This window comes from Helicobacter labetoulli (assembly GCF_003670275.1).
GTDB classification, from domain to species: Bacteria; Campylobacterota; Campylobacteria; order Campylobacterales; family Helicobacteraceae; genus Helicobacter_C; species Helicobacter_C labetoulli.
In genome coordinates this window covers 134,804-147,857 of record NZ_QXJF01000002.1, presented here as the reverse complement: position 1 = coordinate 147,857, position 13,054 = coordinate 134,804, and the positions used below count along the sequence as shown (strand labels likewise).

The window sequence follows — 13,054 nt, the reverse complement described above, 5'->3', positions numbered from 1 at the left end:
AATTGGGCTTATTTTGGGGCTTTTCTTTGGTGCTCTTGGCATAGATAGATTCTACAAAGGCGATATTGGACTTGGAATCTTAAAGTTTCTATCCATTTTTATTTTTATCGGCATTTTTTGGGCGTTGGCAGATTTGTATTTTGTATGGCAAGGGATTAAAAAAGACAATCTCAACAAAATCAACCAGCAATTAATGATTCTAGGCGTATAGCACACATTTGGGCTAATAGCCTACTTTGTATTGTGATTTTGTAATCTTTGTCATTAGAGCCTTTAGCGAGGATTCTCACAATTTAGAATCTAAAAGATTCTAAAAAAGCCTTTTCGCTTAAGTTCAAAATGACAAAATTCTAGAATCCTAAGGCACAAATCACGCTTACTTTTTTCCATTTTTCCCATTTTTTACCCTCTCATCATTCCTTGTTTTTCCTATTCGCCTTATTTTTTATTTCAGCAGACATTAAGCTGGGGGGGGGGCATAATGCGAATTTTTATGCCTTGATTCTAGTATTTTAAGCATATATTAAGTTTATGCGTGAAATTGGGTGTAGGGGTGTAAAAGTAGATTCTGTGTTTTGATATTGAAATGCAGAATCTTTTGGTTCAAGGGCGGTGGGGAGTTGCAACAACGACCTTAAAAAATAACAAAATGAGGGGTTCTAATGGATTCAAATATGTTACTTATGAGTTTGCAAGACAAGCTTCCAAACAACCAAATGAAGCTTCACGCACTCAAAGAGAGATTTGACAAAATGAATGAGCAAGAGCGAGAAGACTTTTTGCTTAAAACAAATACGCTTGAACTTTGTAATCCTAAAATGGTATTTTGGGTGGGAGCTTTTTTGCTGGGTTTCTTTGGTATAGCGTGGCTTATGCTGAAAAATATGTCACTATTTATCGCAAAACTTAGCGTATGGGCTTTATGGATACTTTTATGGATTATAGCGGCGGCAATAGATTCTGCTGTGGTGGCTGGTTTTTCACTTGTGCCACAGATTATTGTATATGTGTGGTTTGTGGTAGATTTATTTATCGTTGGCAAGAGAGCACGCGAATTTAACTACCAAAAAATAATGCAAGCTTTGATGTAAAAGGAGGTTTGTATGAATAATCAAACAGCAATATTTCTTTCGCAATGGAATGATTCTATCCCTGAAGGCAGTGGATTAATGCTTCAATCTCGCCTTGAAAAACTTGATGAAAGTAAAGTTTCTTCACTTGCGATGGTTAGTCTTAAAAGTCCTATTATTGGGCTTATTTTGGGGCTTTTCTTTGGTGCTCTTGGCATAGATAGATTCTACAAAGGCGATATTGGACTTGGAATCTTAAAGTTTCTATCCATTTTTATTTTTATCGGCATTTTTTGGGCGTTGGCAGATTTGTATTTTGTATGGCAAGGGATTAAAAAAGACAATCTCAACAAAATCAACCAGCAATTAATGATGCTTGGCGTATAGTGGCACAGAGTGCTTGGAATCTTAAAATAATTAAAGGATAAAAAATGAAAAAGTTAGGTGCATTTATAATGAGTGTTGTATTTGCAGAAATGCTAAGTGGTTGTTCAAGTATGCCTTCTTGCGATGATAAGGAAGTCAAAGATTTATTGACGGATATCATCAAAAGAAATTTCTCTGCTATTGGTATCAAGGTTGATAAGGCAAACTATTCGGACTTTATGACACAAAATGTCAATAAAGATGCCAAAAAGGTAACTTGCAAGGTTAAAGTTAAAATCTTTCCAGAAATGTTTTATGACACAAGTACATCAGACTTTCTTGAATATACAGCACAACACACCGATGAAGGCAAACTTTATGTGGAAATACAAGATTAGCGACAATGGCGATTTGATGATTGAGGCTCAAATTGCAAAATAATTTGCCAATCATTTTTTGCAAAGGAGTAAAAAATGTTAAGAATGATGTTAATCACTGCTTTAGCCTTTAGCTTGACACTAGGTGCGGAAGTCATAATGCAAGATGATGAAGAGATGGTTTATGGCGATACTCGCTTTATCTGCAAAAAGGATATTGTTGAAATACACAATGTCCTTAAAAGCACAAATAGCTTTGAATATCAAAGACCCAACTACACAGAGATTGTCAAAGAGCTTAAGTTCAATGACCATCTCGGTGAAGCTAAGGCTCTTCAAATATGGAATCAAAAACAGCAAAAAAGAATAGATGAGTTAGAATCTAGTATGAAACAGGATTTAGAGCTTATCCAAAACTCTCTTTGTGCTAAGGTTTTAGAAGAATCTTATTCAAATGGCTATACAAAATACAAAACAGATAAGCCTGTGCCAAGCTTAGATAAAATTGCTGAAGTGCTGAAATAGTGAGCTTTAGATTCTTCATCGTTATGGAGAATCTAAATATATTTTTCATATTTTCATTGCAAATTTTGGCAGATTTATCACAAATGATTATCGCCCATCTATCCACTCGGCATATTTAATAACTTTTCTTATAATTGCAGTTTTTACAGGATTCAACTTTCAAATCTATTAAAAGCCCTATTTCACTTCAAAAGGACAAAAATGCTCTCCAGCCTTATACGCAAACTTCAAGGCTTTTTAGAATCTACCCTTTGGAGTGTGTTTATCACAAGTGTGATTTTAATAAACTCCGCGTGTTTGGGACTAGAGACGATTAAGTTTATCCATAAATATTTTGGGGAGATTCTTAGCATTATTGATTATATATGCCTTGGGATTTTTGTTGTAGAAGTAGCCTTGCGTATTCTCGCGTATGGGCTAAAATTTTTCATCGGCAGGGATTGGGGTTGGAATTGGTTTGATTTTATCATCGTGGGTGTAAGTCTCTTTGTCGTTGGAGGACTAGCTGTGCTTAGGGCATTTAGGGTGATTAGAATCTTCCGTTTGCTCTCTGTCATTCCCACTATGCGTTTAGTTTCTGTGGCAATGCTGCATACTATTCCTTCAATGATAAGCATAATGGTGCTTTTGATTATCTTTTATTATATCTATGGGGTGCTGTGTGCCAATCTCTTTGGCGAGGCATTCCCGCAGTGGTTTGGGGATTTGGGTGATAGCTTTTATACACTCTTTCAAATTATGACTCTAGAATCTTGGTCTATGGGGATTGTGCGTCCTATTATGGAAGTGTATCCTTGGGCGTGGGCGGTGTTTGTGAGCTTTATTTGCATTGTAAGCCTTATTGTGCTAAATCTCATTGTAGGCGTTGTAGTAGAGAGTATCGCTGAAATGAAGCAAATGCGTGAAGAAAACACTCAAAATAAGCAAAATATCTCTCAAGATTCTAAGCATCCGGCACAGAATCTTAACTCAAAGGCGATGTAATAAAATGTCAATACGAAGTGCGGTTATCGGCTATGGATATTGGGGACGCAATGTCGCTAAGGCATTGCGTAATAGCACAGAGTTTGCCTTGCATACCATTTATGATGAAAGCCTAGCCGCACAAGCAAAAGCACAAGAGGATTATGAGATTGCACTCTACCCAAGCTATGAGGCGATTTTAGCAGATTCTAGCATTCAGGCAGTCTTTATCATCACTCCGCCCCAAACGCACTTCGCCCTAGCAGAATCTGCATTAAAGCAGGGCAAACATACCTTTGTAGAAAAGCCCTTAACTACGCAATACACACAAGCTCAAGCACTCTATGCCCTAGCTAAAAAGCAAAATAAAATCCTATACTGCGACCATATTTTTTTGCATTCCCCAGCGGTGCAATATCTCAAAAAGCAGATAAAAAGTTTTGGCGAGATTGTCTATATAAACGCAAGACGCATTAATCTAGGGCTATTTCAAAGCAATGTAGATGTGATTTGGGATTTAGCTATCCACGATTTAAGCATTATTGATTACCTTGTGGGGCTACATATCAAGGAGGTTTCTACCTTTAAGACGCGGTATTTAGACTATCCTAATGATGCTCTAGCTAATATCAATTTGCGATTAGAATCTGGTATTATCATAACACTTAGTGTGTCGTGGCTAAGCCCCATTAAGGTGCGTGAGATGATTATCGGGGGGAGTAAAAAGACTGCCATTTATGATGAAACCAAGCGGGATAAAATCACCCTTTTTGACACGGGCGTTGTGATTAAAGATACTTTTGATACGCATAGCCTCTATCAAAAAATGGTAGAGTATAAGCTAGGCGAACAGCTAACGCCCACTCTGCCAAACACAATGGCACTTGATAATTCCATTGCCTACTTTGCTTCACTTGTTCTTGGCGATAATCTTAGACAATCTCAATGCGATGAGGAGCATATTTTACGCGTGATTAAGGCTATTGAGATGATACAAGATTCACATACACAATCATAGTCCTACATACTCTATTGTGTCATTCACAAACTTATTTTGCTAATAAGACAAAAACAGATTTTTTTCTTTAAGGGGGATGGGTTTAAATTGCGAAATCACCCCTCCCCCTTAAAAATCGTTCGCAGTCGTGCCACTCACCCCGATAACGCTTTATAGGTTTGCGTTTCACGCGATTTTATTTTAATCAGCTTAAGGATGTGCCTTAAGCGTAAGGCTACCGCCACTTTTCTTATAGTTTGCCACAACTACGCCAATATGAAATCTTGGAGTAACAAAATAGACAAGGGCAGATTCTACTCCACTACGCTAAAACTAAGCTCTAAAATCTCTTTATGCGATTTAATGTAAGCATTTAGCTCATCTAGCTTTAAGTCCTTAATCTGATCCAGCTCCCGCTTGTGATGATCCAAAGGCAAATCCCTAAAGTAGTTTAAAAACTTCGCATTTAAGCGTTGAGATAAGCTCTCTTCACGCAATGGCTCACTCCCTAGCAGAAACGCCTTAGCCGCATTGAGCTCCTCTTCACTCACGCCATTATTTACAAACTCTTTTATCACTTCTTTGACAACTTTTATCGCTTCATCTTTATTCTCAAGCTTTGTTTGCAAATAGCCACTTGTATATTCCGCTGCATCGCCGACATTTACACGCATATACGCCGAGTAGGCTAAGCCCCGCTTCACACGCACTTCCTCCATCATACGCGAGCCAAAGCCACTGCCGCCTAGGATAAAGCTCATTACCCTTGCCATATAGTTTTTGCTCTTATCTGCATTATCAAAGCGTGAGCCAAAATATACAAATGCCTGTTGCGTGGGCTTTTTGACACTTACACTATCAGGCTGCTTGGTCACTTCAAATGAAAGCTTCTCTTTAGATTCTCCCACAGGTAGAGTGCTTAGAGCATTAATCAAAGTAGCCTTAAACTCATTCTCTTGCAAGTCCCCACCAGCCACGATAATAAGCCTTTTTAACACGAGATTGCGTTGTAAAAACTGCTCTACATCTTGCAAACTTACAGATTCTACGCTTTGCTTATCGCCAAGCAGTGGGATTGCCATAGCTGTGCCTTTGAATAGAATCTTATAAAGATTCTGCTCGGCAATAGTATCAAAGTCATCTTCTTGCTGGGCAAGTTTATTAAGGGTTAGCGTTTTAACTTTAGATAGGGCTTGTTGCGTGAGATTTGGCTGTTTTAAAAGCTCATTAAGTAGCGTGAAACTCTCATTTTGAAACTCTTTCAAATAAGAAAGCTCAAGATTCAAAGTCTGCAGTCCCACACTCGCATACAAGCTAATTGCTTTGCTCTCTAACTTCTTAGCAAACTCCACACTGCCTAGATCTTTTGTGCCTTCATTGAGAATCTTAGCACTTAACGCCCCTAGCCCAGCCTTAGCCCCATCGGCACTTCCACCGATAAACACAAGCTGCACACTCCCTACAGGAATATTCTTGCTTTGCTCAAAAAGCAATGGCACTGCTACACCATTTATCTCCACACTCTGTATTTTTGTCTCCGCATTCATACTGCCTCCTATACACAAAACCATAAAAATAAATATAGAAAAAATTTGAGAACATAGCCTATGCGTTAATTTTGGCATTAATACCGCTCCAAAATCTCATAAGCTGTATTGCGTTTTGCGGGATTTTCGCCTATATCTTTAATCAAAGCTATCATCTCTTGTGCATTCATAGAGTTACACACACCAGCGGAAGATACGACATTTTCTTCCATCATTGTGCTACCCAAATCATTTGCCCCAAAGAGCAAAGCTAACTGCCCAATATGTGAGCCTTGCGTAACCCAGCTACTTTGGATATTTTTAAAATTATCAAGGTAGATTCTGCTACACGCCAAAAGCCTTAGATAACGATTTGATGAAGCTTTTTGCAGGTTTGGAAACTCCTTTTGCAAAGGCGTATTATTAGGCTGAAAGCTCCACATAATAAATGCCCTAAAGCCTTGAAACTCATCTTGTAAAGAGCGGATACAATCCCAATGTGCCACAATATCTTCATAATCTTCCACACTGCCAAACATCATTGTAGCCGTGCTTTTCATACCAATCTTATGGGCTTGTCTATGCACTTCAAGCCATTCTTGTGTATCAAGCTTTTTTGGTGCGATAATATCTCGCACTCTATCACTTAGAATCTCAGCCCCTGCCCCCGGGATTGAGCTAAGTCCAGCATTTTGTAGTCTTTTTAACACTTCGGGGATAGAGAGTTTAGAGATTTTAGCAATGTAGTTTATCTCAATGGCAGAAAATCCGTGAATGGTAATCATAGGATATTTTTTAGCGATATGCCCCACAAGCTCTTCATAATACTCAATCTTAAGCTTAGGATGCACGCCCCCTTGAAAGAGAATCTGCGTCCCGCCAATCTCTAAGAGCTCATCAATTTTCTTATCAATCTCTTCAAAGCTCAAAATATACACGCCCTCTTCGCCCAGCCGCCGCTTAAACGCACAAAACTTACAATCCACCCAGCAAATATTTGTGTAATTAATATTTCTATCAACAACAAAAGTTGTAGTTTTACTTGGGTGAAGCCTAGCCTTAATCGCACTTGCCATCACTCCTAGCTCTCGCAAATCCCCATAACGCATAAGATCTAGAATCTCGCTATTACTCACGCGTTTATTTGTGCTTTGTGTATTTGCCGCTTGAGCTGTCATTTGCTATCCTTTCTTGTAAAATTAGAATCTTAGAATCTTGTCCCCATCGTAAATTCAAAGGTTGAAGTCCTATCGCCGGGCTGTGGATTAATGGGGCGTGGGAATACAAGCACAATAGGACCCATAGGGCTTATCCACTCAACCGAAAGTCCCCACGAAGCACGGGTTGTCTCATTGAAGTTGCTCACACCTATCATACCATAATCCGCAAAAAGTGCTAAACGCATTTGGGCTTTTTCCAAGATTCCATAGCTTAGTTCAGCAGAATGCGTCATCATATAATTCCCCCCGATACGAATCTGCCCAGAAGAGTCTCGCGGGGTAAGAGAGCTTATTTGATACCCTCTCACACTTGAAATACCCCCCATATAGAATTTTGAAGTGATAGGCACATAGCCTTGTTCAAAAATAGCTCCCGCTTGAGTTTTATACCGCGCGATTAAATCAACCCCAAAAAGTGATTTAAGATGATAATACAATGCCATTTTGCCATAAAGCTTGGTATATTTTTCATCTCCACCAAGTCCGGCGTATTCCACATACGCAGAGATAATCGCACCATTTTTAGGGAAGTAGTAGTCATCTGTATTATCAAAATACAAGCTTGGGCTAATGGCTGATTTTAACGGATTATCCATTGTTAAATATTGTTTATATAGCCTCTCTAGATTTGAATCATAATAATCCAAAACGCGTGTGCTTGAAAGCGTATAGCCAAGTGAAGCACGAAGCGTATTTGTCAGCAACCGCCCACCTGTGATAGATGCTCCTGTTGTCTGCTCCCTATAATCCCAATTCCAATACAGCGAGTGAAACACGCTAAAAGACGCACTATATTTAGAATCCAGCACACGCGGATTGCTAAGAGTAAGATTCACAAGCTGGCGGCGATAGCTCCAATCTGCATAAAGCTGTCCGCTTTGTCCGGTGCCAAAGAGATTCCTCTCCCTAATTGAAGCATTCACCATAAGCTTATCATAGCTCCCATAGCCCAAACCAAACATCAGCTCACCCGTGCGAGTTTCCTCCACATCTACAAGCAAATCCATAGAATCTTCGCTCACACGCCTCTCTTCAATCTTTACCTTACCAAAATACCCAAGCCTTTTGAGTGCATTTTCAGATTCTCTTAAATCTGTAAGTTTATAGGTATCGCCCGGAGCTAAAAGCAGCTCTCGGCGTATGATTCTATCTGCGGTGCGAGAGTTACCAGAGATAATCACATCGTGAATCTTAACTTTTTGCCCCACCTGTATAAGATACACAACTTTAACTTCCGCATTATCCGGGTCTTTATCCAAATCCGGATTCACACGCGTAAAAGCATAGCCTAAATCGGCTATCTTTTGACGGATACTCTCTACATCAGCCCGAACATCTTCTATGTTAAAATATTCACCATTTTTGACTTTAAGCCCTTTTCTTAGCTCAGATTCTTCAATCACAGGCACATGCAGAATAATTTTTATGCCAGAAACCTTATACCGCTCTCCCTCTTTTATCTTATAATACAAATTTGCACTATAATCGCTAAAATTCGCATCTACAAAGGCTTGAGACACACTCGCATCTAAATAACCCTTACGCATATACGCATCTTGCACCCTAGCCCCATCATACTCTAAATCAGCAAGTTTCAGCTTCCCATCATTGCGTCCCCACATCCAGCCCATAAACTGCCTTGCTCTATTGGCACTTAGCTCTTCTAAATCTTTAACTTTGAGCTTCTCTCGCCCATCATAAGTGGCATTTTTGATAATAATATTTTCCCCTTGATTGACATTAAAAGTAATGGCATACGCCCCATCATTGCCCACTTCTTTTATTTCAGATTCTACTACCGTGCCATAATAACCCTGATATTCTAAAATCGTTTTTATTACAAGCTTTGCACGATTGAGCTTTATCTCATCATAACTATCGCCCTTTTTGATACCAAGCTGCGAATATAAAGTCTCTTTTTCCTGCTCACTCCCATAGCCTTTAATCTCCACACTTGCCACTTTTGGCTTTTGCTTAAAATAAAAACTCAATACTCCACGCTCAAAATCCGCATAAACATCTTCAAAATACCCTTGTGCATAGAGATTACGCACAGCTTTATCAACCTTTTCAACACTCAAAGTATCGCCAACTTTAATACCTATAATCTCATCGGCAAGCACATTTGAAATTGAGCTTAATCCCTCATATCTAATTTGATTAATCTCCTTTGAAAAAGCGACATTGCACAATAAAAGAGCAATAACACAGCAAATTTTTTTCATATATTCCTTTTCCTCATAACAAAAGCGTGATTATAATAAAAAATCCTAACAAGCCCACAATAAGCGAGAAATCACAAAAATTTTTGCAAAGTATTGGCATTTGCCATAAAAGATTCTAATCCTGTAAAATCATCATTTTCTAGCAACTCTCGTGCTTTGTCAAACTCCGCTTGAAAGTGTGCCATAGCTTCAAGCACATTATGTTTGTTTTGCTTAAAGACATCTTTCCACATCAATGGAGAGCTTTTAGAGATTCTACTCATTGAGCGAAAGCCCCCACCAACAAGGGCGAGAATGGTTTGGGGATTTTCTTGTGCGAGTGTGGCATTTGCCAAAGCATAGCTTATGATATGAGGCATATGCGAGATAAGGGCGATATGCTTATCGTGGGATCTTGAATCCATTTTTAGAATCTTCATTCCAAGAGCAATGAAAATATCTTTTGCCAACTCCGCTTGGTACGCCCCACTTTGCTCTAAATCTGTCAAAATCACAATGGCATTTTCATATAACTCGCCAAATGCTGCCTTTGGTCCAAAAAACTCCGTCCCACACATAGGGTGTGCGCCCACAAAGTGAATCCTAAGCCATTGTGGCAAAGACTGCAATATCTTTACCTTTGCTCCACCTACATCAATAAGCGTAGTCTTTGGGTTTAGCTCTCCCTCTTTTAGCTCCGCCATTAAGGCAATAATCCCATCAACCGGCACACATAAAAACACCACATCACATTGCCAAATCTCTTTGAGTTCCACACACTCATCAACAAGCCCAAGATTCAACGCTTGTTGCGAATGCAAGGGGTTTTTATCATAGCCAATAATGCGTGTGATATGCTTATTTTGAATCTGCCCTACTTTTTTTAATGCTAGTCCCATAGAGCCACCCATTAGCCCAAGCCCGATAATGCCTATTTTCATTCCTTGCCCTTCCTTTATTCTTTCATTACCTTTAAGATTCTATATTGCATTTTGATTTAAGCTTAAGCGAGTTTTGCCAAACTTGCCAAAAACACACTTGCACTCTCACTTCGTAAAATAAGTGTATCATTTAAAGTTATGATTTTTGCAAATCTCTGCCTTTCCCTTTGGCTAAAGCCCCCTTCAGCCCCCACCATCACACGCACACTGCCATTTTCTGCCCCCTCATTAAAAGGGTTATGCTGCCTTATATCCTCTCCACCAAAATCAAAAGCATAAAAAGGTGTATATCGCTCACATACGCAATCAAAGTCCTTTAGCACTTCTAATTCCATCAAATCTATCCTGCCACATTGTTGGCAAGAAGAGACAAGAATCTTTTGCATTCTTTGTAGATTGAGGCTGAATTGCTGCTGTGAAAACTCCGCATAAAAAAAGCTGATACGCGAGATTCCAAGCTCATTTAAAAAAGGTAGGGTTTTTTCTATGACCTTTGGATCAATAATCGCCCACAGCAAGTGCAAAGGGCTAAAATGGCTCTTTGGGGAATCTTGCTCACTTATCTTTGTAAGCAGGGCGGATTTTTTCTTAATCTCAGCAATAGTGTAGGTATAAAGCTTCTTATCCTGTAAATTCCGCACTTTAATGACAGAATCTAGCTGCAAACGCCTTGCCTTAATGATATAGGTAAAATCATCATTACTAATCTCTACTTGAAAATCCCCAGCATTTGGCTGATACAAAAACTGCATAGCTAACTCACAAAATAAAACAGCACAGCAAAAAAGGCTAAATCTAGCATATAGAGCATTTTAGCAAATCTCACATAGCTTTGCATCGCCTCTAAGTTTGTGCGTCTTGCTACTTTTAAAATCCGTATGCGGTAAATCTCGCCCACAAGCACAAACACACAAAATGTTATCATCGCAATAATTTCTAAGCTCAAGCTCAAACTCCCAAATACCCAAATATTTATACCGCTTAACACGCTTACTGAGAGCAAAAAGAAAATAATAGGAGCAATAAACCAAATCTTTTTGTTCATTCTCACAATATTCTTTGAGCCAAAAAATAGCACCAAAAGATTCAGCACAAAAGGCAGGGCAAAAAACGCCGCAAATATTTTATGATAGAGCATAAGGCTCATATAGGTATCTTGCAAAATGCTAGAATCAAACTCCTGCATATTCTCTCCTTTATTCTTTAAACTTGTTTGTCTTGGACTTGTTTAAATTCCTTGGATTAACTTTAATAGTTTATTATCACTAAAAATTTTTAACCTAAAGGATATGTTATCAAATCTCAAGCTGTTGTATTACTCAATATGGGCGCACCGAGCAGTCTATTTGAAGTGGAGAGTTTTTTAAAAAATATGTTTAATGACCCGTTGATTTTAGATATTAAAAACAACTTTGCTCGTAAAATGTTGGCAAGTTTTATCACGCACAAACGCCTAGAAGATACAAAAAAAAATTATCAAGCTATCGGTGGTAAATCCCCCCTGCTAGAACACACTGCAAATCTTGTCAAAACGCTTAATACTCTAGATTCTAAGCGACTTTATACTTTTGCTATGCGTTATACCCCACCTTTTGCTTATGGAGTTTTAGATGAACTAAAAAGCCAAAACATAGAATCTGTGGTGCTTTTTAGCTTGTATCCGCAGTTTTGCACCGCAACCATTCACTCTTCTTTGCTTGATGCTAAAGCTGCCCTGCAAGCTTTAAACTTTACCCCAAAGCTTATTGAAATCTCGCATTATCACACGCACCATTCCTACATTGCCTGCATTGTGGAGAAAATCAAACAAGCCTTAAAGGGCGAAGATCCTAAAGATTTTGTGCTGCTGCTCTCTGCTCATTCTCTCCCACAATCTCGCATAGAACAAGGCGATCCATATCAAAAACAATGTCAAGAGAACAAAGCCACACTAGAATCTGCCCTACAACAACAAGGCATTATATTTAAAAAAATCGCCCTTAGCTATCAGTCTAAAGTCGGCAAAATGAAGTGGCTAGAGCCTAGCACAAAAGATGCTATTACGCATTTTAAAAATGAAAAGCTTATTATCTTTCCGCTTTCTTTCACGCTTGATAATTCCGAAACAGACTATGAGCTTAAGATTCTCTACGCCAATCACGCACAGAATCTAGGCATAAAAGATTATCGTGTGTGTGACTGCTTTAATGCTGATGTAAGCTTTGCTAACACCATTATTGAAATCATACAAGGAGCGAGTGATGAAAAAAACTAGATTCTCTATACTCTGTGGATTCATTTGTGTATTTACTCTTTTGGGTTGCAGTGATGATAATGAAGTCAAAATCTCACAAGGGAAGAATAACGCCGCCATAGAACACGCTGAGAGCCTTGATAAACAAAGCTATGCGGGGCTAGAAGATATATTTTTAGACACAAAAAACATCTCCACACAAGAAGATAAAACTACGCTTTTAATCTTTGGGAAAAATAACTGCATATATTGCGATAAGATTAAAGATGATATAAAAGCAAATAGCGAGATAAAAAGCCATTTAAAAAGCCATTTTATCCCCTATTACATTAATGTCAGCTACACTAAAATCCACAACTTAAACTTCATAGATTCTACAAAGGAGCTAAGCACCACTGCCCTTATGGAATCTTATGTCAAATCTCCTATGCGTCCTACACCTACACTTATATTTTTGAATCCTAAGGGAGAGAGTATTTTTGAATTGCCCGGCTATATGAATGCAGATTCTATATTAAAAATCCTGCAATATATGCAAAGCAAACAATGGCAGGATAAGGACCAAACGCAAGTGGCAAGTGAGATAAATAAGATTCTATAAATTCCAAGATTTTATTACATATAAGGAGCAA

General features: G+C 38.6%; 15 protein-coding genes. 9 read left to right on the top strand and 6 right to left on the bottom strand.

Features of this window, described 5'->3' with window-relative positions:
• The 7 genes from EBF12_RS01380 to EBF12_RS01350 all read left to right on the top strand — a co-directional run.
• Window positions 1-211: NINE protein (locus tag EBF12_RS01380; RefSeq protein ID WP_121726071.1), on the top strand; the 211-nt coding region annotated here is incomplete at its 5' end.
• Window positions 212-662: 451 nt separating this feature from the next.
• Window positions 663-1,091 carry a hypothetical protein gene (locus EBF12_RS11595; protein WP_244196292.1) on the top strand — a complete coding sequence of 143 codons (429 nt, stop codon included), beginning with the start codon at window positions 663-665 and terminating at the stop codon, window positions 1,089-1,091.
• A 12-nt stretch (window positions 1,092-1,103) separates the two neighbouring features.
• Complete coding sequence (locus tag EBF12_RS01370; RefSeq protein WP_121726060.1) at window positions 1,104-1,457, top strand: NINE protein; 354 nt, start codon at window positions 1,104-1,106, stop codon at window positions 1,455-1,457.
• A 44-nt stretch (window positions 1,458-1,501) separates the two neighbouring features.
• Window positions 1,502-1,834, top strand: coding sequence for a hypothetical protein (locus tag EBF12_RS01365; protein ID WP_121726059.1), 333 nt, complete (start codon window positions 1,502-1,504; stop codon window positions 1,832-1,834).
• A gap of 75 nt (window positions 1,835-1,909) precedes the next feature.
• The gene (locus EBF12_RS01360) at window positions 1,910-2,338 is read left to right on the top strand and encodes a hypothetical protein (RefSeq protein ID WP_121726058.1); all 429 of its coding nucleotides are present in this window, start codon (window positions 1,910-1,912) and stop codon (window positions 2,336-2,338) included.
• Between the two features lie 201 nt (window positions 2,339-2,539).
• Entirely contained in the window at window positions 2,540-3,322 is a 783-nt protein-coding gene (locus EBF12_RS01355) for an ion transporter (RefSeq protein WP_121726057.1), read from the top strand.
• A gap of 4 nt (window positions 3,323-3,326) precedes the next feature.
• A complete protein-coding gene (locus tag EBF12_RS01350; RefSeq protein ID WP_121726056.1) occupies window positions 3,327-4,319 on the top strand; it encodes a Gfo/Idh/MocA family protein in 993 nt (330 codons plus the stop codon).
• A 293-nt stretch (window positions 4,320-4,612) separates the two neighbouring features.
• On the opposite strand, the gene EBF12_RS01345 is transcribed toward EBF12_RS01350, so the two are convergent.
• The 6 genes from EBF12_RS01345 to EBF12_RS01320 all read right to left on the bottom strand — a co-directional run bounded on the left by EBF12_RS01345 (window position 4,613) and on the right by EBF12_RS01320 (window position 11,375).
• Window positions 4,613-5,845 carry a M16 family metallopeptidase gene (locus EBF12_RS01345; protein ID WP_121726055.1) on the bottom strand — a complete coding sequence of 411 codons (1,233 nt, stop codon included), beginning with the start codon at window positions 5,843-5,845 and terminating at the stop codon, window positions 4,613-4,615.
• A gap of 77 nt (window positions 5,846-5,922) precedes the next feature.
• Window positions 5,923-7,002: a dehypoxanthine futalosine cyclase gene (locus EBF12_RS01340; RefSeq protein WP_121726054.1), complete on the bottom strand. Its 1,080-nt coding sequence runs from the start codon at window positions 7,000-7,002 to the stop codon at window positions 5,923-5,925.
• Between the two features lie 29 nt (window positions 7,003-7,031).
• Window positions 7,032-9,269 (bottom strand): outer membrane protein assembly factor BamA, encoded by a 2,238-nt coding sequence (bamA, locus tag EBF12_RS01335; protein ID WP_121726053.1) that lies wholly within the window; start codon window positions 9,267-9,269, stop codon window positions 7,032-7,034.
• A 71-nt stretch (window positions 9,270-9,340) separates the two neighbouring features.
• Window positions 9,341-10,189 carry a prephenate dehydrogenase gene (locus EBF12_RS01330; RefSeq protein WP_015453211.1) on the bottom strand — a complete coding sequence of 283 codons (849 nt, stop codon included), beginning with the start codon at window positions 10,187-10,189 and terminating at the stop codon, window positions 9,341-9,343.
• A 62-nt stretch (window positions 10,190-10,251) separates the two neighbouring features.
• On the bottom strand, window positions 10,252-10,941 hold the full coding sequence (locus EBF12_RS01325) for a 16S rRNA (uracil(1498)-N(3))-methyltransferase (RefSeq protein WP_121726052.1): 690 nt from the start codon (window positions 10,939-10,941) through the stop codon (window positions 10,252-10,254).
• Between the two features lie 2 nt (window positions 10,942-10,943).
• Window positions 10,944-11,375: a hypothetical protein gene (locus EBF12_RS01320; RefSeq protein ID WP_121726051.1), complete on the bottom strand. Its 432-nt coding sequence runs from the start codon at window positions 11,373-11,375 to the stop codon at window positions 10,944-10,946.
• A gap of 138 nt (window positions 11,376-11,513) precedes the next feature.
• On the opposite strand from EBF12_RS01320, the gene hemH reads away from it, so the two are divergent.
• Window positions 11,514-12,443 (top strand): ferrochelatase, encoded by a 930-nt coding sequence (hemH, locus tag EBF12_RS01315; protein WP_244196291.1) that lies wholly within the window; start codon window positions 11,514-11,516, stop codon window positions 12,441-12,443.
• Window positions 12,430-13,023: a SoxW family protein gene (locus EBF12_RS01310; RefSeq protein WP_121726049.1), complete on the top strand. Its 594-nt coding sequence runs from the start codon at window positions 12,430-12,432 to the stop codon at window positions 13,021-13,023. Before hemH ends, EBF12_RS01310 begins: the two co-directional genes overlap by 14 nt.
• Window positions 13,024-13,054 lie beyond the last annotated feature (31 nt).